A 23,924-nucleotide genomic window follows, 5' to 3' on the forward strand; every position below is an offset into this window, starting at 1 on the left:
AAAAAGAAAAGGGCGCTTCGGCGTCCTTTTTCATATTGGCGATGACCTAGTGGTGGATAAGATTTTATGAAAGCAAAATTACTGGTTTTGAGTTGTGCGTTGGCTTTAACAGCGTGTGATAAATTGGGACAACAGGCATTGGATTCGATCCCAAATCCGAGTCCTGCTCAAGAGCAAGTGGCTCAGCAAGCTTATCAAGCCTTTACTCAGGGTGATTTTCCGAAGCTCTATACTTATTTTGAGCCAGAGTTACAGCGTGAATTTAAAACTCATGAAAAAGACATGCGCAAATTTGCAAAATCGATTCCTAAACAAGCTATTACGACTCAAAAAATTGTATCGAAACACATTGAAAAATCGACAGAAAAGCCAAGTTTGTACGCAGTTACCTATGAATATGCTTATAGCAATAAAAACCTAGTTCAATACGATGTTGGTTTTGACAAAGCCGGCGGAAGCACAAAAATTCGCAGCTTTGATGTCAAACTTTATGGGGCTTCAACGGATTAAATGGGTAGAATTGCTATCAATACGTTCTAAAATTTAGCGATGCTTGAGACGCCAATAAGCAAATGCTGCGCACGCTATACCAAACACAAAGAGATACAGTAGTTTCGGCAGAATAAGTGCAGTTGGTACACCCATTTGGTTCAGTTGAATAAACATTTGAATCCCTTGGGTCGATGGCAAAACATTGCCCAAGTATTGCATCCAAGCGGGCATTGCGGCGTGTGGCCATGCTGTTCCTGAAAGTAGAAATAGCGGAATAGAGGTAAATACAATGACATGTCCTGCACGTTCAGGCATATCGAAAAATGTTGAAATCAACATGCCTAAAGCTACGATACAGCCTATAAAAATCGGCACGGCCAGTAACATGCCACTAAAATTTCCCCCATGTGGGTAGTCATTTAACCAATAAATAAAGCCAAATAAATATAAACAACCGAGCATACCAATGGTCAAAATAGCGCAAAAAATCGCAAAAAATTCCGTCATCGTTGGTCGCCATTTCTGTTCGCGGTATCCGGCCAATAACATCCCTAAACCGAGCACGATGGTTTGATGAATAATTAGGCTGGCAACAGCAGGGAAAATATAACTGCCATAACCTGATAAAGTATTAAATAACGGAATATCGTGGATTGGCAGCTCAATTTCAAATTGGGAGGCTTCGCCAAATTTTTCCAAATGCTCTTTCAGTGTATATTCGATCGAGGTCGCAAGACCTGTAGCAGCTTCTTTAGTTTGTAAAAAATATGCTGTACTGAGATAAAGCCCAATCCCTCCCATTTCACCACGTCTGAGGCTTTGACTCAGGTTTTCTGGAAGTAATAAGATCGCTTCAGCTTTTTGGTTTTTCACCATTTGTTCTGCTTCAAGGAAGTTCCCTGTGACAGCCTGTATCTGGATATGGGGGCTACTAGCAGTTTGACTAATAATTTTAGAGCTTAAAACACTTTGTTCTTCATCAACAATCACGATCGGAATATTTTCTGCAACTTGCGCTTTATAGGCAGTTGGATAGAAAAAGCTATACATGAGGATAGAGGCAATCAGTGTGGTAAACACTGAGTTATTTTTCACAATATTTTTGAAAGTTTGTTTGTAATAAAAGAAAAATGATTTCATGAGTGAATCTCCTGAACATTTTTCCTCAATAAACGAAGACTTAATAAGCTAAATATCACTGCAAAAACGAGCAGAATAATGAAAGGTATAACTGAAATAATGACATCGCTTCCAATCACCCATTGCTCAGTTTGTAATTTTGCGTAAGGGGTAAATGGAATAATCATTGACCATAATTGTGTAAATGCAGGAGCATTATTTAAGGGGAGTGTGACACCTGCGAAACTCATGGATGAGCCACCATAGAGTGCAATAAAACCAAAACTTTTAGGCAGGTCTTTGGTAGCTAAGATAACGCTACTGCTGATCATGGCATATGCAAAATAAAACACAAACTGAGCGATCAAAAGAAAGCTAAGTGAGCCTGCGATAAAATAACCTTTGACCTGGCTGAGCCAGAACATCCAGCACCATGTCCAGAAACAAAAAATCAGCACATAAAGCAAAATTTTTCCAAAAAATCGAGAAACAATCTGTGTTGAACCTAGCCATTCTGCAAAGGTATGACGCTTAAATTCTTGCCCGATTGCGAATGCAATACAACAACACAGCAATAAATGGAGTACTGCAGGAACAATGAACGGTCCTAAAAATAGCTCATAACTCATGCTGGGGTTATATAGCATCGAGACTTTGACATGTGGCGTAGGGAATTCAGCATAAGGGATTTTATTTGCTAAATAACTGTTACCTAAATAGTCGCCAATGGCATTGAGGGTGCTACTTTGCATTGCTGAAGCAATGGTATTGCCAATAGTAAAAAAAGATTGGTTATACGCCATACTAATTTGAGCATTTTTTGCCTGAACAAGTCGTTGCTCCGCACCTTCAGGAATGAAAACAAAACCCCAAACCTGAGTACTATTAATCATACGTTCAACTTCGTCTTGACTTGAACTGATAGTCTTTACACTTAGACTTGGGTTAATACTGAGGTTATGAATGATTTGTCGGCTTAATTGGCTTTGATCTTGGTCAACAATGGCAATCGGTAAGTGCTCAGCTTTTCCAGCCGAAAGCATGCTGGTAAAAAAGATGATGATCAATAAAGGCATAATGATTGCCATAAATGCATCTACTTTATGGCATTTTAAATAACGCAACTCTCGAAGCATTGCAGCAAACATTGGTTATTTTGCCTCTTTAATTTTAAAAAGTACGCTCATTCCAACTTTAAGATCTGGAATAGATTGCTCAGGTACTAAGTGGAATTTAAAGCTGCGAATATCATAACCACCCGTTTGACGTGTGGTTTTAATGGTTGCAAAGTCTCCTTCAACATCAATGTTCTTCACTTTAAATGTGACTTTTTGATTCAGCGCAGGTACGAAACCATCTAAAGTTTTGTTTTGATATACACTTTCATACATATCTTCACGGACATTTAAACTGACCCACATCTCATGGTCTTCAATAATACTGACGACAGGCACACCAGTTGCGACTAACTCTGTTGGTTTGCCATAGGTTTTCGATACAGTACCGTCGACCGGTGAATAGAGCTTGGTTTCTTCTGTCAATGCATTTGCTTCTTTGACAGCAGCTTGTGCCATGGCGACTTTTGCATCGGCAGTTGATTTCTGTTGTTCGGTGCTACCACGTTTAGCGCGTGCATATTGTTGATATGACGCCTCAGCAGTTTCACGGGCAGAGGTTTGTGCCGCAAGCATCTCATCACGACGTTGACGAGAAATCACACCTTGTTGATAGAGGTTTTCACCTCGTTTATAGGTTGTTGCTGCAAGTTCTGCTTGCGTTTTTAAAGCTTGCCAGTTGGCATACAGAGTTTCAATATTTTCTTGTTGAGAACCACGATAAACGGTTGACTGGAATGCCATTGCACTTTGCAAGGCGGCTTGGGCTTGTTCTTTTTTGGCTTCAAGTTCGGGACTCACAAAGCGAATAAGCGCTTGCCCTTTTTTTACGGCTTGTCCTTCAGTTACATAAAATTCTTCGATACGACTAGGTACTTTGGTGCTGATGTGTATTGTTTCAGCTTCAACTCGTCCTTGTAATTCAACTGCTTGGGGTTGATATGCTTTCCATAAACCATATGCAATTAAGCCAAGCAAAATAAATACAATAATTAGACCAATAATTTTAGCTTTACCTTTCTGGGGTGGTTGCGCTGGTGGTTCCTGAGTATTTGATGGTGTAGCAGTCTTGTTAGTGTCAATTTGTTCTGTTGAAGATGCTTGCTCATTTACGACGTTAGTCGTTTGCGTTTCATCCGCTTTTGCCACGTCATTTGTATCGCGTTCTGAATTGGATGATGATTGATTTTGGCTCATAATATTCTCCAATTAGCGGATATAGTCAGTACGTGGCTGGTTCACATAAAGCTTAAATTCATCAATAGAACCGTAGCTTTGTAGCAAAGTGGCCAGAGATAAAATGTATTTATAAGAATTAAGCGCCATTTCACTTTTTAAAGCGCTTAATGCATTTTGAGCATCAATGACTTGGGTGGCAGTACCCATACCTTCTTTAAATGAGAGTTGTTGAATACGCAGGTTTTCTTGCGCTGCTTTGGTATTTTGAGTCAGGAGTTGATGACTGGTCTGAGAGGCAGTTAATTCACTATAAGATTTGTACAATACGTTTTCGATTTCTTGTTTGGTACGTTCAGTCATGAGTTCGGCGGCATAACGCTTCAACTCGGCGGCATGCACATTTTTATTTTTATCTACTCCTGAAAATAAATTGTATTTTGCCATCACGCCCACAATCCAATTTTCTTTGTCATCTAGGCCATATTCACCAAAAGCAAAAAGGCTGGGTCTTTTGGCTGCTTGTTGGATTCTTACATTTTCATTGGCAAGTTGAGTATCCATCTGCAACTTTTTGACCAAGCTGGAATTTTGGTCATAGCTGGCCAGCAATTTATCCAGAGAATGGTTTTCTACAGTATTTACAAAGAGGGGGGTGCTGAGATTTAAGCCTTCTTTAGTCTGTAATAGATTTTGAAGACTAAATTGACTGGCACGCAAATTCGACTGTGCATTTTGATAAGTACGTTCAGCATTATTGCGTGCCACTTCAAATTGCATGCGTTGCCCTTTATTAATAAAGCCTTGCTGCTCTAATTTAAGTGCATTGTTATAGTGTTGTTGCATGGCATTCAAATTAAACAGACTCGCGTTGAGCAGTTGCTGTTGTAATTGCACATTAAAATAAGATTGAATCATTTCAAAACGCTGTGAATCTTGTTGTTGTTTCACACTTATATTTGAGCGCTGTGCCTGAATATTGGCAATTTGTTTGGCGCTATTGATTTTCCCACCTGTGTAAAGTGGCATGACCATCGAGACTGAGGTGCGGACATCATGATCTTTAATGGTGACATCTAGATTATTTGGAACTTTATTGAGACCATCATTTACGGTTTGATCGAAACCTTGACTGACTTGATCAATCGCCTCGGGCGAAAGTACATTTTCCCATTGTGATAATTTGTCATCAAAACCACGTGTCAGGGAGTTTTCGAGTCTGCGTTTACTTGACTCTAAAGGTACGCTGGTTTCGCTATGAAAAGAGTAAGCACGCGCATTTAAATCAATGCGTGGAAGACCTAAATGTTTGACCGCTTCCATTTCAAGTTGTGAGGCTTGTTGCAAAGCTTGTTGTGCTTGAGACGCATAAGCATTTTCGACAACATATTGTTCGGCTTGGTTATAACTCAACGTCTGGGCAAATAGCGAAGTCGAAAATAGAGCACAGCTGATCAAGTGAATACTCAAGCTGAGTTGTTTAGGCAGCCGTTTGACCTTAAAACTTGGTCGATCATGTCGTTTCAACATTATGGTATGTCGCAATTTAATATTATCCTGAATTAGTATAAATTGTTTTTATAAAATTTAAATATTATTTTTTTAATTAAATAGTTATATCGCTCCGATTGGTGTATTCAATTTGTAAAAAATAGAGTTTTTAGTCTAGTAAAAACAAGATAAATCTCGTTTTTAAAGTTTATAAATATGCATCCAAATGATGATTAAAATAAATTTAAAAGGATAAACATGATTGAAAAATTAATAAGATTTAGATGATTAGATTGAAATATTTACTCGATAAGCTGCTGCAAGCTGCGTCAATCTGTGCTTAAATTCCTATCTCAATTTGTTCCACTTTGACAAAGGAAAATTCATGCGTGCTTATAATTTCTGCGCTGGTCCTGCTGCATTACCTACTGCCGTTTTAGAAAAAGCCCAAGCTGAAATGCTCGATTGGCATGGCAAGGGTCTTTCCATCATGGAAATGAGTCATCGTAGCAATGACTATGTTGCTGTAGCAGAAAAAGCTGAAGCTGATTTGCGAAAGCTCATGAACATTCCAGAGAACTATAAAGTTTTGTTCTTACAAGGTGGTGCATCCTTACAATTTTCAGCGATTCCACTAAACTTGTTAGGAAACAATAATAAGGCTGACTATATTCATACTGGGATTTGGTCTGAAAAAGCATTAAAAGAAGCGAAGCGCTATGGCGACATCAATGTTGTTGAAGCGGGTACTTTAATTGATGGTAAACATGCAATCACTGAGCAAAGTACTTGGAACCTTTCTCAAGATGCTGCCTATGTGCATTATGCCGATAATGAAACCATTGGTGGGTTGCAATTTGCAGGAATTCCTGAGGTTGGTGCATCGTTAATTTCTGATTTATCTTCAAGCATTTTATCTGCCCCGATTGATGTAACTAAATTTGGTTTAATTTATGCAGGCGCGCAAAAGAATATTGGACCTGCTGGATTAACGTTGGTGATTGTTCGGGAAGATTTACTCGATCAAGCCAAACCTGAAATTCCAAGCATCTTGAAATACGCTTCGCAAGCAAAGAATGATTCGATGGTCAATACACCATCGACCTATGCATGGTACTTATCCGGTCTGGTATTTGAATGGTTGCTTGAACAAGGCGGTGTTGAAGCGATTCATAAAGTGAACCTTGAAAAGGCGAAACTACTTTATGGTTATATCGATGCAAGCGATTTTTATGCGAACCCAATTGCTGTGCAAAACCGTTCAATTATGAATGTGCCGTTTACTTTGGCGAATCCAGATTTGGAGAAACTTTTCCTCAAAGAAGCTGAAGAAAACCATTTGTTGAACCTTGCAGGTCACCGCTCAGTTGGTGGGATGCGCGCAAGTATTTATAACGCAGTTCCACTAGAAGGCGTTCAAGCCCTAGTGAATTTTATGGATGACTTTGCGAAACGCAATGCTTAAGTCATAGAAATAAAAAAAGCCCATCAAACGATGGGCTTTTTTTATTGGTTTTTTAATAGATTATCTAAAACAATCGTGACATTTTGGTGTCATGCCAATGAATTGTTCATTTTATTTATCACCTAGTACGGACGCCCACCTGCAAGACTAATACGCTTTAGTAAGCGACGTTGATCGACAGGAAAGGGACGACGTGAATGTAGTGTCGCCTGATTGTCCCAAAAGACAATATCTCCAGTTTCCCAATGATGTTCATAGCGGAACTCAGGTTTGAGGATGTGCGTACGAAGTGCAGCAATCAGTTCACTGCCTGCCGTATCATCGACATTGAGTAATTCAACTTCCGAACGGGTATTGAGCCAAAGCGCTTTACGCCCAGATTCTGGATGTGTGCGGACTAAGGGATGCGGATAGGCATGACCTAAAATGGGTTGATCTTTAAAGCGATAATAAGGGCTGTCTCCATAACCCGTATTGCCAGTATTACTTTGCGCACGGACGAATGGGTTATAAGTAATCAGCTGTAGCTGGTCGATCTGCTTTTTGACGTCATCGGGAAGCGCATCATAGGCTTTGATGGTATTGAACCAAGAGGTTTGTCCGCCGTCTTGAGGAAGCTCAAGGGCATAGAGCAGAGAGCCAAAAGAGGGAAGAGGTGTCCACTGGTGATCGGCATGTGGGGTGAGTTCGCCATGACCAGTATAGTCGCCTTGACCGACCGCATTGGAAACAGGAACCACATCGGGTGGAACACCAGTGTCAGTCTGGCTAGCCAGCACAGGATTGTCTGCACTTGGACGGAAAATAGAACCAAAATAGCTGGCAAAGGCTAAATATTGCAGATCATCCAAAGTTTGGTTTTTAAAAATTAAAATCAGATGTTCGGCCAAAGCTTGTTTTAAGCGATAGATGGTCTCTCCTGCTTGGGCTTTACGGGCATCTAAACCAAAAACCACAGCACCTAAGGCTTCTTCCGCCAGTGGGATAATTTGTATTTCTTCTGGATTTTGAAATTGTTCAGGTTGATGCCAACGCGGGGCATCATGAATCGCTTGTGAAAGTTGGGTTAATGCGGTCATTTTGATTATTTTCTCTAGATATGGGGTCTAGAGAAAATGTAATCAAAATATGTGTAACCTTAAAATTAAAAGAAGTTCTAAACTTATGAAAAAATTTAAAAAAATACTAAGTTAATGATTATATTGCTTTTCTTTTATAATAAAATATTGAGCTCAAAATATGCAGATTTAATGTGCGCAAAATGCCTGATTAAAATACTCAAACAGGTCAGGCGTATTCAGCCAAAGGCTAATCGCCAGAGCAAACAAAGCAACGATGCTAATGCCGATACCACACTTGAGCCATAAAAATGAATTAGTCATGGACAACCGCCTTTTCATCGACAAAGAAATGTACCAGTACGCCAAAAACACTCAGAATAATAGAGAACAGCCAAATCAAGTCATAATTACCTGTCACGTCATGGTTCACACCACCTAGCCATCCACCGAAAAATGAACCAACTTGATGAGTAAAGAACACGATGCCACTCAGCATGCTGAGGTACTTAATACCAAACATATTGGCCACAATACCGTTGGTCAAAGGCACTGTAGATAACCATAATAAACCCATCACTACGCCAAAGCTATAGATGGTGACTGTGCTGAGCGGGAGCATTAAAAAGGCAATAATTGCAATGCCTCTGAGCCCATATAAGCCCATCAGTAACTTTGGTTTAGAATATTTCCCACCTAGCCAACCAGCAGTGTAGGTGCCAACGATATTAAATAAACCGACCAGCGCTAAGAAAACAGTTCCTGTAGTTGCATTAAAACCCTGGTCAATCAAATAGCCAGGTAAATGGATACCTATAAAGACGACTTGGAAGCCACAGACCAAAAAACCAAGTGATAGGAACCAAAATGGTTTATGGTTTTTCGCAATGACTAAAATATCTTTAAAGCTGAGCTGAACTTGATTGGTTGACGCATTCGGTACAACAAAGGCGGGAGCTTTGAGCATCCAAGCCAGTGGAATAATCATCGCAATTAAAAGTGCACTAACGACCAACGCCGCAGACCAGCCAAAGTTTTGTAACAGCAGTAAGGTTGACGGCAGCATAATGAACTGCCCAAAAGAACCCGCTGCACTGGCAATGCCCATAGCAAGGCTACGTTTTTCAGGCGGTGCAGCACGACCCACCGCGGATAACAATACAGAAAAAGAGGTCGCAGATAATGCTAGGCCCAAAATAAGACCGACACTTAAGTTGAGTAACCAACCCGTAGAGCTGACTGCCATGAGCAGCAAACCGATGGTATACAACACACCACCGACGGCAACCACGATTTTAGAGCCATATTTATCTGCTAATGCGCCTGTAAAGGGCTGCGCAGCGCCCCAAATCAGGTTTTGCATCGCAATCGCTAGACTAAAAACATTATGTCCCCAGCCAAACTCATCACTCATAGGCACAAGGTAGAGTCCAAAGCCATGTCGGACACCCAGTGATAATGCCAGAATTATTGCACTTCCAATGAGCATGTAAATCAGCGGTTTGGAAAAACGAGTTTCTGACATATTTCAACCAAAAAATGAGCTTAGAGTTCGTTATATTAAGTGAATTATTTGCTGAAAGCGATGATAAAAAATTGACTATTTGATCAATAAAAACAATGAATATTCATGAAAAAAGACGACTTGGTGTCGTCTTTTGGGTAGTTGTTTGAAGCTTAGAATCGGTAGCCGACACCTGCATAAGCCAGAATTGGGTTAATTTCAATATCAGCTGTGGATTTGATCAGTTCACCGTGCGTGGCATCTTTGACGGTGATCGTGGTTTCATTTTTAAGATGAGCATAGGACACCGAGCCGACAGCAAACCATTTATCGTTAAAGTCATAGGTGAAACCGACGGTTGCAATAGGGGCGAAGGCATCGGTTGCTTCTAGCTTAACTTTGGGATTGGCTGAACTCTTTTTCCCTTCAAGTGATGCACCAGCATTTCCTTCTTTAATATTGGCAATCATATGGCCTGCTGCAATCAAGTCTTTTTCAGTTTGTGGGTTAATTTCCAGCTCATTAAAGTAGGCATACATCATTCCAACACCGACATACGGACGGAATTTATTCACCCCTGTTTTACCAAAGTGATATTGGAACTCGAAAGCAGGTGTCCATGCACGTGCAGATGCCGCAGGGCCGTGTGCTTCCAAATCGGTAATGAAAATATCATTTTCAAGTTCTAAATTGCCTAAAGCTCCGCCCATAGGTGTTGCAGTTGCTGAAAAAGGCGCATAAATTTTGCCTTTACCTTGTAAGTCGACTTTCGGTGGAATCCCTGCTTTCATTTCAAAAGAAATATTGTCGGTAAAAAAGTAATTAGTCATGATGCCCAATGTGGTGACATCGTCGGCTTCTAAACCCGTACCTGGATTATCCCATTGACTGAGTCCACGGATTTCAGCAGTTCCACTTAGAGCACTTGGAATGGTATCTAAAGTATTGAGTGCTGCTTGTAGCAATAGTGAAGGGGTAAATCCCTCTTTTAAATTGTCTTTGACGGTTTGAGATTTAACATCCCCGACCTTTGCTGTTTCTCCTTCTTTAACTGATGTGTTAACTCGGAAGGGTTGAGCTTTACCTTGTGGCATGACGTGTAAAGCACCGACCGATACAGAAAAGCGTTTAAATCCATCACCATCTTGTAGACTAAAATAAGGTGAATCTACATGTGTGAGCATAGGCAAGGCAGCAATAGACGTTGCTACACAAAGCAATGTTTTTTTCATTCTGGGACTCCATGTCCAAATTAGCTATTCGTTTTTATAGAGCGTATTATTAAGGTTGCTGCTACGATAAAGCTGTTGTTTTTGAAGGACATGTGTTTTTGACATTTGTGAATGTCAAAACCTGTTTTGTGTGATCGTGTTACTAGCTTGCAATCTTTGTTACAGATGAATGAATGTAATAGAGCGCTACTGTTGAGTATTTTTTGATTCTAGCTGTTTGTAAAATAAAGAATAAATTTCACATCCAATATTTGTTTAGTCATAAAAAAGACCACCTGAAGGTGGTCTTTTTGACAGATGGCATCATATTTCATGCCAATGACATCATTTAAGACTGAAAACGTGATAAATCTTCTTCAGGACGTGCAGTTAACACTTCAACCCCGTTTTTAGTGACCAACAACGTATGTTCATACTGTGCAGACAAGCTATGGTCTTTGGTCACTACCGTCCATTTATCGCCCAGTAATTTAGTTTTCCAGTCACCACCATTGACCATTGGCTCAATGGTAAAGGTCATGCCTTCTTCTAAAATCATGCCTGAGTTTGGTTGACCATAGTGTAAGACTTGAGGTTCGTCATGGAACACAGTTCCAATACCGTGACCACAGTATTCACGTACGACACCAAAACGTTCCGATTCGACATATTGTTGAATGGCATGACCAATGTCGCCAATGGTTGAACCCGGCTTCACTGTTGCTATTCCACGGTACATCGCTTCTTGTGCCACTTTACATAAACGATTCGCGAGAATAGACGTCTCGCCACCCACGATGTACATCATGTTGGTATCGCCGTGGAAACCATCTTTAATGACCGTCACATCAATATTTAAAATATCGCCTTTTTTCAACACTTTTGCATCTGAAGGAATGCCGTGACAGACCACATGGTTTACAGAAGTACAAATCACATGTTGGAAAGCAGGGCGACCTGGTGCTGCACCGTAACCTAAACATGCTGGAATCGCGTCTTGTTTATTGACAATATAATCGTGACAAATCGTATCTAACTCAAGTGTAGTCACACCTGGTTTAATATGTGGCTTGATCATATCCAAAACTTCAGCCGCCAGTCGTCCAGCCACACGCATCTTTTCGATGTCTTCAGCGCTTTTGATGAGTCGACGGGGTGCTTCGTAAGTACTGTTCATGATCTCTAAAAACTTTTGGAAATTTGTGTGTGACTATGGTATAAATAGCCGCCCATTTTATCAAATGCTTTTTCGTGAATAAATTTCACGGGCTTTGTGCGATGGGGCAATAAAATCCGCACATATATCGACACATTTCTCTGGGTGCCCGTTAGGGTGGAGGATGCGGATATATGGAGGCCTAACCCAAACTTTAAGGTAAAGAAAATGGCAGATTACAACGTAAGCATGCGCGACCTTCTTCAAGCAGGCGCACACTTCGGTCACCAAACACGTTTCTGGAACCCAAAGATGCGTCAATACATCTTTGGTGCGCGTAACAAAATTCACATCATCAACCTTGAGCACACTGTTCCTGCGTTAAATGATGCTTTGAACTTTGTTAACAACCTTGCTAGCAAAAAGAATAAAGTATTGTTTGTTGGTACGAAACGTGCTGCTTCTAACATCATCCGTGAACAAGCACAACGTGCTGGTCAACCATATGTTGATCACCGTTGGTTAGGTGGTATGTTGACGAACTGGAAAACACTTCGCCAATCTATCAACCGTCTTAAAGACCTTCAAACTCAATCTCAAGATGGTACTTTCGCTAAGCTTACTAAACGTGAAGCTTTAGAGCGTACTCGTGAGATGGAAAAACTTGAACGCGCTTTAGGCGGCGTTAAGAACATGGGTGGTTTACCTGACGCATTATTCGTAATCGACGTTGATCACGAAGCAATTGCAATTAAAGAAGCTAAAAACCTTGGTATTCCTGTAATCGGTATCGTTGATACAAACTCTAACCCAGACAACGTAGACTACGTTATTCCGGGTAATGACGATGCGATCCGTGCAGTTACTTTGTATGCTTCTGCTATGGCTGATGCGATTCTTGCTGGTAAAGAATATGCTCAATCACAAGCAAATGCACAAGCTAAAGTTGAAGAAGCTAAAGAAGCTAAAGAAGCTCCTGAGGCTTAATGCGTTTGACGTAAGCTTGTCATTTTTGCGACATGTGATGGTGGCAAAGTAAGCGTCATGTATGCAGACGGCCCAAGAGACAGCTCTGGGCCGTTTCTGTTCTAAAAAGAATTCATTTTCTACCGTATTTAGGAGATTGACATGACTGCAGTTACAGCAAGCATGGTTAAAGAATTGCGCGATCGTACTGGTCTTGCAATGATGGAATGTAAAAAAGCATTAACAGAAGCGAATGGTGACATCGAATTAGCGATTGATAACCTTCGTAAATCTGGTCAAGCTAAAGCGGCTAAAAAAGCGGGTAACATTGCAGCTGATGGCGCAATCACTATCGCTCAAGACGGTAACAAAGCGCTTCTTTTAGAAGTAAACTGCCAAACTGACTTCGTTGCTAAGGACGAAAACTTTGCTGGTTTCTCTGCTCAAGTTGCTGCTGCTGCGTTAGCTGCTGGCGAAACTGATGCTGCTAAAATTGCTGAATTGAAACTTGAAGATGGTGCAACTGTAGAAGAAGCGCGTATTGCACTTGTTCAAAAAATCGGTGAAAACATCCAAGTTCGTCGTGCTCAAATCATTGAAGGCGAAAACCTTGCAGTTTACAAACACGGTTTAAAAATCGGTGTTGTTGTATCTTACACAGGTGATGCTGCGACTGGTAAAGGTATTGCAATGCACGTTGCTGCATTCAACCCAGTTGCTATCTCTGCTGAAGGTGTATCTGCTGAACTTATCGCTAAAGAGAAAGAAATTGCTGAAGCTAAAGCAATCGAATCTGGTAAGCCTGCAAACATCGTTGAGAAAATGGTCACTGGTTCAGTTGAGAAATACTTGAACGAAGTTGCTCTTGATCGTCAAATGTACGTAATCGACAACGACAAGAAAGTTGCGGACGTTCTTAAAGCAACTGGTACTACAGTTGTTCAATTTGCTCGCTTTGAAGTGGGTGAAGGTATTGAGAAAAAAGCTGAACTTTCTTTCGCTGAAGAAGTTGCTGCTGCTCAAGCTGCTGCAAAATAATTGAAAAATTATTTTGAGTAAAAAAAGCCCCTTTGGGGCTTTTTTTATACAATTAATAAAAATAAAACGAGGAAGTAGATAAGTGGCCAACAAAACCAACCTGAGTATTGGCGCGGTGATCATACTATTGATTGCTGCATATTTCGGAATCGATCTTCAAGAAAATCAATTACAAACATCGACACCATCAGTCGCGGTAGAGCCCTCTACACAGACCAGCCAACCGCAAAATCAAGTACTTGATGGCACAGCAAAAATTGCCCAAGCGTTTCAAAACCGGAAAAGTAATATTCAAGTTCAATCACAAGGGCGTGTTGTGGCTGTGCTTAAAGATGATAATGATGGTTCTCGTCATCAAAAATTTATTGTAGAACTCCCTAATGCAATGACGGTTTTGGTTGCACATAATATTGATTTGGCACCACGCATTGAACGCTTACAAAAAGGCGATACCGTTGGTTTCAATGGTGAATACGAATATAGTGAAAAAGGCGGGGTGATCCACTGGACACATCACGATCCACAACAGCGCCATGAAGGTGGTTGGTTAAAACACCAAGGAAAAACCTATCAGTAGTAGAGCAATTTTGTTCTATACGTTTTGCTGAATCGCAGTATGCTGAGTGTTCAGGAGAGGCCAACTCATGCACGAAATCAGACCCAGTGAATTTGTAAATTACCATCATGTTCAGGAACTTGATGGTCTTGAAATGTTAAAAGCCTCCTATCAGCATACGCAGTTTTCAAAACATACCCATGAAGGCTATTGCATTGGCTTAATTGATGAAGGTGCGCAGTCTTTTTTACGTACAGGAAATCAGCATATTGCACCGCAAGGCGACATTATTTTAGTGAATGCTGATGAGGTACATACGGGTTCTTCTGCTGTTGAAACTGGGTGGTGTTATCGGGCAATTTATCCGACCCCTGAAATGATTCAAGAGGTGAGTCAAGATTTTTTTCATGAAGCAGGGACTATGCCGTGGTTTCCGCAAGCTGTGGTTCATGATGAAGGACTAGCTGAACCGTACCGAGATTGTAGGAGACACATTTTCTTGAGAGAATGTCGCTATGACAAGATTAAAATACACCGCAGAAATCAAAGAACGAGCAGTACGTTTGCTGCTTGAATCTGAACAAGATTATCCTTCTACTTGGGCTGCAATTACAGCTATTGCTCCTAAAATCGGTTGTACCCCTGAAACTTTGCGTGCTTGGCATCAAAAACATAAACAACTACAGAATCCAGCCGTAGTGCAACTTCTGTCAGATCAACAGCGTATCAAACAACTAGAACGTGAAAACAAAGAGCTACAACGAGCCAATGAAATTCTTCGTAAGGCAGCTGCTTTTTTCGCACAGGCGGAGTTAGGCCGCCCACACAAATAATGGTTGATTTCATTCGTGATCATAAAGCCCTGTATGGTGTTGAAGCGATTTGTCAAATATTGCCAATTGCCTCATCCACTTACTATCGCCAGCTTGATCTAGTACAGAACCCTGAAAAGCGTTCGAAACGAGATTTACACGATCAACATTATGCTGAGCAAATTAAGTTAATTTGGCAAGAGAGCCATGGGCGTTATGGCATTCGTAAAGTTTGGCAACAACTTAAACAAGAAGGATATTCTATTGCCCGCTGCACGGTAACACGCTTGATGAAACAACTTGAAATACAAGGTGTATGGCGTGGTAAGAATAAGCGTACGACACATCATGATGATCAGCAAAAAAGAGCTGATGATTTAGTTAAGCGTGATTTCACAGCTCAGCATCCCAACAACCTTTGGGTCGCTGACTTTACCTATATTCAGACTCATTCTGGGGGGGTATATACGGCATTTATCATTGATGTGTTCTCACGAGCAATCGTTGGTTGGAAAGTTTCCACCCGAATGAATACCGATATGGTACTTCATGCCCTTGAGCATGCACTCAATAGTCGGGGTATGCCTAAGAATGTGATTCATCATAGTGACCGAGGGGTGCAGTATCTTTCAATCCGCTATACTCAGCGATTGGAAACTGCGAACTTAAGAGCCTCTGTAGGAACAACGGGAGACTCGTATGATAATGCACTGGCTGAAACAGTGAATGGTTTATATAAAACGGAGGTGATTGAATATTTGAAATCTGATTGGTTAGGCTTAGCTGATGTTGAATTAGCTACATTGAATTGGGTAGACTGGTTTAACAAAAAGCGGCTACATAGTTCTATTGGCTATGTTTCACCATTTGAGTTTGAAAATATGTACTATGATAAAATCAACACCTTAGATTGTGTTGCATAACTTAAATAAACTGTCTCCGATATAGTCGGTACGGTTCAAGCCGAACAATTGAATTTACTGTTCGATTTGTTGTTACAGCCAAAAAATACACTGTTTAAACAGAGCTTATATATTTCAACTTTGGCTTATTTATTAAGTCGTTATAATCAATCTAAAAAAATATTAAAAGACTTGCCTGAAGCACAGCGTAAAGTAGTCTTGGTACAAGAACTACTTGCTGCGGAACCTGAAAGAGAGCATCAACTGGCTGAGCTCGCCGCTGTCGTCGGGATGAGCCCATGGCATTTATTACGTCAATTTAAAAAGTTTACTGGACTTCCACCTCATGCATGGTTGGTACAGTTTCGATTACGTAAATCTTTATATTTACTTAAACAAGGCTGTGAGATTGCGACAGTAGTACAACTCTGTGGTTTCTCTGATCAAAGCCATTACACTCGTCATTTTAAAAAGTCTTTGGGCTGTACGCCTGCGCAATATCTGGCACATAAAATTTAAAATAACAGCAATTTCATACAAGAAAGCCATCTAAGGTATGCCGCATATTGACTCCAATGAATTGAAAAATGGAGTGCTGCTGTGCAGTCGCAATTGATCCAACAGAAAAGTTTAGGTTTTTTCCGTGGTGTGCAAGATATGTTGCCGCTTTCTGTCGCCGTTATTCCATGGGGGATATTGGCTGGCTCAGCTGCGATTAATGCGGGTCTGAGTATCATGCAAGCTGTAGGCATGTCAGCGTTAGTGTTTGCAGGTGCGGCACAATTGGTCAGCTTGAGTATGCTCATGACTGGTGCATCTTTACTGAGTATTCTGATCACCGTATTTTTTCTAACCAGTCAGCACTTTATTTATGCACTGAGTTTAAGAGAGGAGGTGAAGCCATGGTCACTCAAAAGAAGACTGAGCATCGGCTTTTTGCTAACCGATGAACTCTACGCCACCGCGATGCTGAAGGAAAAGGCCGTCTTATGCCTATATGTTGGGTGCAGGATTCAGCTTTTATGTCAGTTGGGTGTTGTTTAGTCTAATGGGTATTTTACTTGCAAATAAAGTACCTGATCTTTCAACTCTCCACTTAGAATTTTCAATTGTGGTGGTGTTCTTGGTTATGGCGGTGATGCTGATTCAAAATAAGACCGCAATTTATGGCGTGGTGAGTTCATCGATCATGGTGCTGATTTTGAGTTGGTTTGAACTCGGATCAGCTATTTTACTGGCTGGGTTTAGTGGAATGTGGATTGCTGCGTTTTTTGATCAAGCAGAGGACTAAAACATGACATGGTTATTTGTTTTGAGTTTGACCTGTGTCACCTTTTTTAATCGGTATTTATTTTTAGAGCCTAAAATTCAAATTCGACTGCCTAAATTTGCGACACGCATGCTGAAATATGCGGCGCCTTGTCTGATGGTTTCGATTTGTTTGCCACTGGTTTTTTTCGAAGGCGGACACTGGAAAGGGATATTTGAAAATAGCTATTTTTATGGTGCAATTTTTACGCTGTTAATCACTCTTTTGACGAGAAAATTATTGCTCAGTATTTTGCTGAGTTTAGGATTTTTTTACGGTCTGAATCTGTTATTCGATTTCTAGCATTTCATCAGCAAATAGGTCCATAAAATACCGAAAAAAGCATGAAAAAGTGCGAGAGCCCGGTCTTTTTCATTGCTTTTAAATTTGTGTTGCCCTAAATGCTCACCATTTGCGATTTTTTCTATGTCTATCAAATTGGCTTAGCTTTGATTGGGTAGCTAAAAAAGTTGAAAATAGAGCAAATGAGGCGGGTTTTGAGAACTTTGAAGAAATAAGAAGGTTTTCTTTTGAGTTTTGGTTCATAAAACTGCACTAATTATACAAAAACAAGCAGGGCAATAGTGAATCTAATATCGCAAAAATGGCGCTTAATTTACTAGGTAATTCATAAAATCATTCTAATTTGACGAATGCATAAAACTGCAGTTCAGGGTAGGCAGAAAAATTGGCTTTGATCAGATAAGAATGAGCTGCGAAAATATTTAATTTTGCTAGTCTTCCACCGCTGTAAAAATGTGAGCGCAGTCACTTTAAAAAATCGGATCGATTAGATTTCGCATCTTATTCAAACTAAGTATCTGGGAGTGATCAAATGCTGGAGATCGAGCTGTTTACGATTGTGTAAAACATTAGGCAAAGATAGAACAATAAAAAAGCCACATTACTGTGGCTTTGCTGTCAAATGCGTGTTGTAGGGACGAGTCTTAAGAGTTTGGTCCATCAATACGTTCAATGCTAACTTTAGCAGTACCTGCATTGGTAATACCCAGTTGCTTAGCAGCGCCATAAGAAAGATCGAGTACACGATTACCATGGAATGGGCCGCGGTCATTTACTTTAACCACAACACTTTTACCATTGGTTTTATTCGTTACACGAATAAAGCAGTTTAGTGGCAAGCTACGATGAGCTGCAGTTAATGCATTCATATCGAATGTTTCACCACTTGCTGTTTTACGACCGTGGAACTGACGACCATACCAAGACGCCATGCCCGTTTGACTAAACTTACGTACTGTATTTGATGCAACAGTATTTAACTTTTCAATCACTGAAGGCTCTTCTTCAGGGATCTCAATTTTTGCAGCGATTGTTTCGCGACGAATCTTATCGCCTGAACGTTCAGTGATTGAAAGGCTATTTAAATTTGAGAAGTGTGAGTTGAAGCCTTGAGCATCTTTATTCAAGACACGCGCAGCTAGGCGAGAGTTATCGTTATCATTGGTAAAAGATGACTGAACCATCTCTGCTTGCGATTGGCTCAGCGCAATAGTCGAGGCAATGGCCAGTATATATTTAAGTGAAGACTGCATTTATAAACTCCAAAAGACAATACTTTTTTCTTTAAACTAAGTGGTTGAAAGATAAAAAAACTTGCCTGTTAATTCACTTTTGCAACAACATTTGACGAAATGGATAATATTCATGCAGTCATAAGCATGTCTAGTGTTTAATTAAAATAATGATAAAAACTACATAAACCGAACAATTTTTGATTAAAAAATAACCAATATTGTAACAAGGTATGAAAAATGCCGAAATTTACATCATTTTTAAATATATTTTTGTTGACATCTCAAGCTTGAGTAAAAAGCTAGCCTTATCGGCTAGCAATTTCAGCCCCTAATTGCCACACTGCAGTCGCATACATACGGCTCTTGTTATAGGTCGTAATCACTTGAAAGTTAGGGTAAGTAATGTAATAACTTTGCCCATAATTTTCCTGTAGTTGGATCACATTCACCATATCTAAATCATCGATTTTGACAATCGGATTGGTCGGTTGAATGCCCTGATTTTTTAAAACACCATAAGGCGTCGGTAAAGTTAAATCTTTAGCAATGACCGCTTCAGGATTTGAGCCACTATAGCGTGCTGCGAATCCAATTGGCTGATTACGTTGCCAGCCATGATTTGCTAAATAGTTGGCAATTGAACCAATCGCATCGACTGCTGAATTTCGTAAATCGACATGACCATTGCCGTCATAATCGACACCAAACTTTGGAATATTGCTAGGCATAAATTGTGGGTAGCCCACCGCACCTGCATACGAACCTACAACCGAGTTGGTTGGCACGCCATCTTTATAGCTCCACGCAATTAAGGCGCCGAGTTCATCTTGGAAATATTGCTTACGACGTTCGTAACCAAAACCTAAAGTGGCTAAGGCATCACGGGTGACAAAATTACCTTTGTTCGTCCCAAAACCTGTTTCTACCCCTAAAATGCCGAGAATGACTGATTGCGGTACACCAAATTGTTGTTCGGCGCGGTTTAAAGTATCTGCGAACTGTGCTTTAAAACGGACACCACGTTGAATGGTGCTTTCTGCCATAAAGTTGGTTTTATATTCGTACCACGGTTTACTTTCACCAGGGCGGTTCATAATGTTGATGATGTTGGGTACATTTTTAGAACCACTCATCGCCCAATCGACTTGTTCAGCAGACAGACCATAATTTTGCATGGTTTTTTGTTTAAAGCTGAAATAGTCAGGATGAGAAGCGAAATCGTTGGCTTGGCAAAAACTGGTGATCGACAAAGCGCCAATCAATAAAGGTAAACGTTTAACTTTGTTATAAAAGTTTAAATTTAACATAGAAGTCTAATTTCCAGAGTCGTTATTGGCAGTGGAGCAAAGCGAATAGGGTAAAGCCCATAGTTCGCGTTTCTGTTATGTCGAAATTCTTGTGAACGGAGTCTAGCGTGAATAGGCTTTAAGATAACATTGTCTGTACTGAAGCGGGCAAATAGGTATACAAAAAAAGACAAACTCAGCCTATATAAAGGACAGATTATTCAAAATGGTACAGTTTTTCAGGCAGAATATTTACGTGACTATATAAGTCAAGTTTTACTGACTGATATAAAAAGTCTTCCTTATATAGAGGCAATTAAAATTGTAGTGTTTAGGGTCTAGTGACAATGACAAAAAGATCTGGTCTCAGCTTATAAATGGACTTTATATAGCTTTATATAAAGAGCAAGAAATCACAGCTTAGAAACCAAAATGACCCTACACAAGTAGAGTCATTTTTGATCTGAAAAGCCTCGAAAGACTTTTAGTACTTAAGCATGAAATAAGGTGTCGTGATATTCAGCCAAAGCTAAAAGTTCATCTTTGGTTAAATTGGGGATGATTTTATTGGCAGCAATATGCACTGCTTTAATGACAGCTGCAGAACCGATATCGGCTGCTTTACGCTTAATCATGCCCAAATCGAGGGTTTTATTAAAGTCATTCATGAAGTGGCGTACAGTCGCTTCAGCAAACTGTTTATACAGTTCGGTTAACGCGGCTTTATCTACTTCATTGCCTGCTTTAATTTCAGCATAGTTATATTTGAGGCTGGTCACTAAGCTCGCATCTAACGCTTCACCCACACGGAACTGACCTTCAGCATCTTTAAACAAGCTTTTTTCAGAAAACTGAATCGATGCTTGAACCACATCATTCGATGATTTGCCTAAAAGCTGCTTCAACAAAACCGCAACTGTTGACTTAATATAGCCAGCCAGTTTCTCGGCTGTGTCACGTTTATCACTCGGTGGAAAACGGCGAACTAACTCAGTCAAAATGGCATCAATAATTTCATCATTGATGAGGAGTGCTGTTTTATCTCGAAGTGGATATAAAGGTTCACTTGAGTCTTTCTTCTGCTGAGCAGTTTGAATAGTCTGTAAAAGTTCAGTCGATGGAATAAAACCAAAAAATGGCATCGTGTATTAACCTCAATGTTCTTTATTTTATTGTCGCGCCAATCGAATTGGGCGGGGCATCCATGACACATCTGACACACGACAAGGGTTAATGTCTAAACCACCACGGCGTGTATAAGCTGCGTACACCATCAGCTTTTCAGGTTTCAAATTTTGCCAAATATCGGCAAATATTTGTTCCACACATTGTTCGTGAAAACCGTTGTGCTGACGATAAGAGATAATATAAGCCAGTATACTGTTATAACAAGGCTTTTTACCTTTATATCGGATAAATACCGTGCCCCAATCAGGTTGTCCAGTTACTGGACAGTTACTTCTGAGTAAATGTGAGTAAATCTGTACTTCAACATCTTCCGCAGCATCATCTAATGCCAACAGATTAGCATTGGGATGATTTTCCAATTGGGTCGGAATCAGTTCATCTATACAGATACCTTCAGGTTGACTAATTTCCACGTCATCGACATGGAAAAGATCAATATTCACATCTGCGCCAGCGGCTACGGATAAATCCTGCTCAACCGTTGCTTTAAATGCCGCTTTAGACTCAAACTGAGTAAAGTTCATGCTATTAAAGTAAAGCTTTAATGACTTTGACTCAATTAGGTTGGGCGAGGTGGCCGGCAGACTGATGCGACCAATGGCAACTTGCGGAACACCATGGTTATTTAACCAAGAAATTTCAAAAACATGCCACCAGTCTTTACCTTGTTGAATACCTTCAACATGTGCATAGTGCTCACGTGCTGTAGCACGGGCAATGGGAAAAAGAATATCGGGTTGATAAGTTGTAGGGTAATTGGTGTCTTTACCCAAAAGAGAATGTTCTACACTCATTATTCACGCATTCCTGAACCACGAGAAAGTAAATAGTAAGCAATGCCATAAAGCACTGCACAGCATATGGTCATAACAGATAGGGAGACGACGACGTTAACATCACTATGACCTAAGATACCGAAACGAAAAGCATTGACCATATACACAATCGGATTGATCAACGATAAATTTTGCCAAAAAGGGCTGAGTGCTGAAATGGCATAAAATACGCCACCTAAATAAGTTAAAGGCGTCAGCACAAATGTTGGGATGATGGAGATGTCATCAAAAGATTTGGCATACACCGCATTGATAAAACCACCCAGTGAAAATAAGAACGAGGTGACCAAGACGGTGTAAATGGTAACAAACCAATTGGTAATATAAAGGTCAGTAAAAAATAAACTCATGGCTGTCACAATGATACCGACCAAGACCCCACGACAGACACCGCCTAAGACAAAGCCCCATAAAATGGCATGCAAAGGTACAGGACTCATGATCAGCTCTTCAATACTTTTTTGAAATTTGGCACTAAAAAAGCTCGAAGAAACGTTAGCGTAACTGTTGGTAATCACCGCCATCATAATCAGTCCAGGCACGATGAACTGCATATAGCTAAAACCGCCCATCTCACCAATACGAGAGCCGACCAAATTGCCAAATATCACAAAGTACAAGCTCATGGTAATGGCAGGTGGAAGTAAAGTTTGCGGCCAGATGCGCATAAAGCGGCGAATTTCTTTATACACCAAAGTATATAAAGCTACGCTAAGTTGATTTAAGTTCATGGCGTAGTTCCTTCGAGATTTTTTTCGACCATCTTCACAAACAGTTCTTCTAAACGGTTGGATTTGTTCCGCATACTACGAACTTGGATCCCCTGCGATTCGAGCAATTGAAATAAGTCATTGAGGGTATGCGCTCTATCCATAGTCACCTCTAAAGTCACGGCGTCGACTAAATGGAAACGAACCCCAATAATGTCGATATGAATTGGTTCAATCGGTGCGGCCAAATCAAAAATAAAGGTTTCCTCATTGAGTTGATTGAGGAAATTTTTCATGCTGGTGTCTTCTTTAATCACACCACGGTCAATAATGGCAATTCGACGACACAGCATTTCTGCTTCTTCTAAATAGTGTGTGGTTAAAATGATCGATGTGCCTTTATTGTTCATTTCTGTGAGGAAGTCCCACATCGAACGACGTAGCTCAATATCAACCCCTGCTGTGGGTTCATCTAAAATAAGGAGTTTCGGTTCATGCATCATGGCACGGGCAATCATCAGGCGACGTTTCATACCACCTGAAAGCATACGGGCTTGAACACCGCGTTTTTCCCATAAGCCGAGTTTTTCTAAATATTCTTCGGCACGAACTTCCGCAATTTTTTTAGGAATACCATAATAGCCCGCTTGTGTGACTAAAATATCGAAGGTTTTTTCAAACTGACCGAAGTTAAACTCTTGAGGTACAACTCCTAAGCACTGTTTGGCTTGAGAGGGGTGTGTATCGAGATTATGTCCAAAAATTTCGACAGTGCCTGAGGTTTTCTTGGTCAATGAGCTGATAATACCAATCGTTGTAGATTTGCCTGCACCATTTGGTCCAAGAAGGGCATAGAACTCGCCTTCAGGAACAGTTAAATCGATGCCTTTTAAAGCCTGAAACCCATTTTTATAGGTTTTGGACAAATCTCTTAACGTCAATGCATCAGTCATGAAATTCTCGAATGATTAATAGTGGCACTATTGTGAGCGATTA

At 40.4% G+C, this 23,924-nt stretch carries 23 protein-coding genes, 2 pseudogenes and 1 other annotated feature; of the genes and pseudogenes, 10 read left to right on the forward strand and 15 right to left on the reverse strand.

The features are described 5' to 3' along the window. Positions 1–66 precede the first annotated feature (66 nt). Positions 67–510, forward strand: coding sequence for a hypothetical protein (locus tag F986_RS13095; RefSeq protein ID WP_004695806.1), 444 nt, complete (start codon positions 67–69; stop codon positions 508–510). A 33-nt stretch (positions 511–543) separates the two neighbouring features. Here F986_RS13095 and F986_RS13100 read toward each other — a convergent pair whose 3' ends face one another. The 4 genes from F986_RS13100 to F986_RS13115 are packed head-to-tail and all read right to left on the reverse strand — an operon-like array spanning position 544 to position 5,432. Beyond that, entirely contained in the window at positions 544–1,632 is a 1,089-nt protein-coding gene (locus tag F986_RS13100) for an ABC transporter permease (RefSeq protein WP_004695808.1), read from the reverse strand. Further along, a complete protein-coding gene (locus F986_RS13105; protein WP_004640160.1) occupies positions 1,629–2,759 on the reverse strand; it encodes an ABC transporter permease in 1,131 nt (376 codons plus the stop codon). Before F986_RS13105 ends, F986_RS13100 begins: the two co-directional genes overlap by 4 nt. A 3-nt stretch (positions 2,760–2,762) precedes the next feature. Continuing rightward, the gene (locus F986_RS13110) at positions 2,763–3,923 is read right to left on the reverse strand and encodes an HlyD family secretion protein (protein ID WP_004695811.1); all 1,161 of its coding nucleotides are present in this window, start codon (positions 3,921–3,923) and stop codon (positions 2,763–2,765) included. 12 nt (positions 3,924–3,935) lie between these two features. Next, entirely contained in the window at positions 3,936–5,432 is a 1,497-nt protein-coding gene (locus tag F986_RS13115) for a TolC family protein (protein WP_017397044.1), read from the reverse strand. Between the two features lie 346 nt (positions 5,433–5,778). On the opposite strand from F986_RS13115, the gene serC reads away from it, so the two are divergent. After that, positions 5,779–6,858, forward strand: coding sequence for a 3-phosphoserine/phosphohydroxythreonine transaminase (serC, locus tag F986_RS13120; protein WP_004695815.1), 1,080 nt, complete (start codon positions 5,779–5,781; stop codon positions 6,856–6,858). A 122-nt stretch (positions 6,859–6,980) separates the two neighbouring features. Here the strand turns inward: serC and F986_RS13125 are convergent, their stop codons facing one another. The 5 genes from F986_RS13125 to map form a co-directional block, all read right to left on the reverse strand. Beyond that, on the reverse strand, positions 6,981–7,937 hold the full coding sequence (locus F986_RS13125) for a TauD/TfdA dioxygenase family protein (RefSeq protein ID WP_004695816.1): 957 nt from the start codon (positions 7,935–7,937) through the stop codon (positions 6,981–6,983). Positions 7,938–8,105: 168 nt separating this feature from the next. Beyond that, on the reverse strand, positions 8,106–8,240 hold the full coding sequence (locus F986_RS18700; protein WP_017397043.1) for a hypothetical protein: 135 nt from the start codon (positions 8,238–8,240) through the stop codon (positions 8,106–8,108). Beyond that, a complete protein-coding gene (locus F986_RS13135) occupies positions 8,233–9,441 on the reverse strand; it encodes an MFS transporter (RefSeq protein WP_004695818.1) in 1,209 nt (402 codons plus the stop codon). The genes F986_RS18700 and F986_RS13135 overlap by 8 nt, the downstream gene beginning before the upstream one ends. A 152-nt stretch (positions 9,442–9,593) precedes the next feature. Continuing rightward, a complete protein-coding gene (locus tag F986_RS13140; protein WP_004695819.1) occupies positions 9,594–10,652 on the reverse strand; it encodes an OmpW/AlkL family protein in 1,059 nt (352 codons plus the stop codon). 328 nt (positions 10,653–10,980) lie between these two features. Beyond that, complete coding sequence (gene map / locus F986_RS13145) at positions 10,981–11,808, reverse strand: type I methionyl aminopeptidase (protein ID WP_004695821.1); 828 nt, start codon at positions 11,806–11,808, stop codon at positions 10,981–10,983. Positions 11,809–12,015: 207 nt separating this feature from the next. Between map and rpsB the strand changes: the two genes are divergently transcribed. The 8 genes and pseudogenes from rpsB to F986_RS13190 all read left to right on the forward strand — a co-directional run bounded on the left by rpsB (position 12,016) and on the right by F986_RS13190 (position 17,673). Continuing rightward, a complete protein-coding gene (gene rpsB / locus F986_RS13150; RefSeq protein WP_004695823.1) occupies positions 12,016–12,774 on the forward strand; it encodes a 30S ribosomal protein S2 in 759 nt (252 codons plus the stop codon). 141 nt (positions 12,775–12,915) lie between these two features. Then, entirely contained in the window at positions 12,916–13,791 is an 876-nt protein-coding gene (gene tsf, locus F986_RS13155; RefSeq protein ID WP_004695824.1) for a translation elongation factor Ts, read from the forward strand. Positions 13,792–13,873: 82 nt separating this feature from the next. Then, a complete protein-coding gene (locus tag F986_RS13160) occupies positions 13,874–14,368 on the forward strand; it encodes a DUF3465 domain-containing protein (protein ID WP_004695827.1) in 495 nt (164 codons plus the stop codon). 67 nt (positions 14,369–14,435) lie between these two features. After that, a pseudogene (locus F986_RS13165) lies at positions 14,436–14,816 on the forward strand (AraC family ligand binding domain-containing protein); the annotation flags it as partial. Positions 14,817–14,862: 46 nt separating this feature from the next. Further along, positions 14,863–16,082 (forward strand): IS3 family transposase gene (locus F986_RS13175; RefSeq protein ID WP_100222796.1). Its coding sequence is split into 2 segments (ribosomal slippage): positions 14,863–15,139 and positions 15,139–16,082, totalling 1,221 coding nucleotides; the frame shifts between segments, so codons are not numbered across the junction. Further along, positions 15,138–15,254: a sequence feature (AL1L pseudoknot), on the forward strand. Its footprint overlaps the gene before it by 117 nt. 48 nt (positions 16,083–16,130) lie before the next feature. Further along, on the forward strand, positions 16,131–16,580 hold the full coding sequence (locus tag F986_RS13180) for a helix-turn-helix domain-containing protein (RefSeq protein ID WP_004695830.1): 450 nt from the start codon (positions 16,131–16,133) through the stop codon (positions 16,578–16,580). A gap of 138 nt (positions 16,581–16,718) precedes the next feature. Further along, positions 16,719–17,352: pseudogene (locus F986_RS13185) on the forward strand (AzlC family ABC transporter permease). Positions 17,353–17,355: 3 nt separating this feature from the next. Further along, entirely contained in the window at positions 17,356–17,673 is a 318-nt protein-coding gene (locus tag F986_RS13190) for an AzlD domain-containing protein (RefSeq protein WP_004695837.1), read from the forward strand. Between the two features lie 644 nt (positions 17,674–18,317). Here F986_RS13190 and F986_RS13195 read toward each other — a convergent pair. From F986_RS13195 to F986_RS13225, 6 genes are all read right to left on the reverse strand, one after another. After that, positions 18,318–18,926, reverse strand: coding sequence for a septal ring lytic transglycosylase RlpA family protein (locus F986_RS13195; protein ID WP_004695839.1), 609 nt, complete (start codon positions 18,924–18,926; stop codon positions 18,318–18,320). A 287-nt stretch (positions 18,927–19,213) separates the two neighbouring features. Beyond that, a complete protein-coding gene (gene mltB, locus F986_RS13200) occupies positions 19,214–20,215 on the reverse strand; it encodes a lytic murein transglycosylase B (protein WP_004695841.1) in 1,002 nt (333 codons plus the stop codon). A 470-nt stretch (positions 20,216–20,685) separates the two neighbouring features. Beyond that, complete coding sequence (locus F986_RS13210) at positions 20,686–21,336, reverse strand: hypothetical protein (RefSeq protein ID WP_004695843.1); 651 nt, start codon at positions 21,334–21,336, stop codon at positions 20,686–20,688. 27 nt (positions 21,337–21,363) lie between these two features. Next, entirely contained in the window at positions 21,364–22,176 is an 813-nt protein-coding gene (queF, locus tag F986_RS13215) for an NADPH-dependent 7-cyano-7-deazaguanine reductase QueF (RefSeq protein ID WP_004695845.1), read from the reverse strand. Next, positions 22,176–22,949, reverse strand: a complete 774-nt coding sequence (locus F986_RS13220) for an ABC transporter permease (RefSeq protein ID WP_004695847.1) — start codon at positions 22,947–22,949, stop codon at positions 22,176–22,178. Before F986_RS13220 ends, queF begins: the two co-directional genes overlap by 1 nt. Next, a complete protein-coding gene (locus F986_RS13225; RefSeq protein ID WP_004695849.1) occupies positions 22,946–23,881 on the reverse strand; it encodes an ABC transporter ATP-binding protein in 936 nt (311 codons plus the stop codon). The genes F986_RS13220 and F986_RS13225 overlap by 4 nt, the downstream gene beginning before the upstream one ends. Positions 23,882–23,924 lie beyond the last annotated feature (43 nt).

The sequence above is a fragment of the Acinetobacter johnsonii CIP 64.6 genome (assembly GCF_000368045.1).
Classification (GTDB): domain Bacteria; phylum Pseudomonadota; class Gammaproteobacteria; order Pseudomonadales; family Moraxellaceae; genus Acinetobacter; species Acinetobacter johnsonii.

Coding starts and splice junctions, on each gene's coding strand:
- F986_RS18700 (WP_017397043.1), bottom strand. CDS start 8,240: ATGACTAATTCATTTTTATGGCTCAAGTGTGGTATCGGCATTAGCATC.
- serC (WP_004695815.1), top strand. CDS start 5,779: ATGCGTGCTTATAATTTCTGCGCTGGTCCTGCTGCATTACCTACTGCC.
- mltB (WP_004695841.1), bottom strand. CDS start 20,215: ATGTTAAATTTAAACTTTTATAACAAAGTTAAACGTTTACCTTTATTG.
- F986_RS13095 (WP_004695806.1), top strand. CDS start 67: ATGAAAGCAAAATTACTGGTTTTGAGTTGTGCGTTGGCTTTAACAGCG.
- F986_RS13115 (WP_017397044.1), bottom strand. CDS start 5,432: ATGTTGAAACGACATGATCGACCAAGTTTTAAGGTCAAACGGCTGCCT.
- F986_RS13140 (WP_004695819.1), bottom strand. CDS start 10,652: ATGAAAAAAACATTGCTTTGTGTAGCAACGTCTATTGCTGCCTTGCCT.
- F986_RS13110 (WP_004695811.1), bottom strand. CDS start 3,923: ATGAGCCAAAATCAATCATCATCCAATTCAGAACGCGATACAAATGAC.
- F986_RS13100 (WP_004695808.1), bottom strand. CDS start 1,632: ATGAAATCATTTTTCTTTTATTACAAACAAACTTTCAAAAATATTGTG.
- F986_RS13195 (WP_004695839.1), bottom strand. CDS start 18,926: ATGCAGTCTTCACTTAAATATATACTGGCCATTGCCTCGACTATTGCG.
- F986_RS13225 (WP_004695849.1), bottom strand. CDS start 23,881: ATGACTGATGCATTGACGTTAAGAGATTTGTCCAAAACCTATAAAAAT.
- tsf (WP_004695824.1), top strand. CDS start 12,916: ATGACTGCAGTTACAGCAAGCATGGTTAAAGAATTGCGCGATCGTACT.
- F986_RS13125 (WP_004695816.1), bottom strand. CDS start 7,937: ATGACCGCATTAACCCAACTTTCACAAGCGATTCATGATGCCCCGCGT.
- F986_RS13190 (WP_004695837.1), top strand. CDS start 17,356: ATGACATGGTTATTTGTTTTGAGTTTGACCTGTGTCACCTTTTTTAAT.
- F986_RS13105 (WP_004640160.1), bottom strand. CDS start 2,759: ATGTTTGCTGCAATGCTTCGAGAGTTGCGTTATTTAAAATGCCATAAA.
- F986_RS13135 (WP_004695818.1), bottom strand. CDS start 9,441: ATGTCAGAAACTCGTTTTTCCAAACCGCTGATTTACATGCTCATTGGA.
- map (WP_004695821.1), bottom strand. CDS start 11,808: ATGAACAGTACTTACGAAGCACCCCGTCGACTCATCAAAAGCGCTGAA.
- rpsB (WP_004695823.1), top strand. CDS start 12,016: ATGGCAGATTACAACGTAAGCATGCGCGACCTTCTTCAAGCAGGCGCA.
- queF (WP_004695845.1), bottom strand. CDS start 22,176: ATGAGTGTAGAACATTCTCTTTTGGGTAAAGACACCAATTACCCTACA.
- F986_RS13210 (WP_004695843.1), bottom strand. CDS start 21,336: ATGCCATTTTTTGGTTTTATTCCATCGACTGAACTTTTACAGACTATT.
- F986_RS13220 (WP_004695847.1), bottom strand. CDS start 22,949: ATGAACTTAAATCAACTTAGCGTAGCTTTATATACTTTGGTGTATAAA.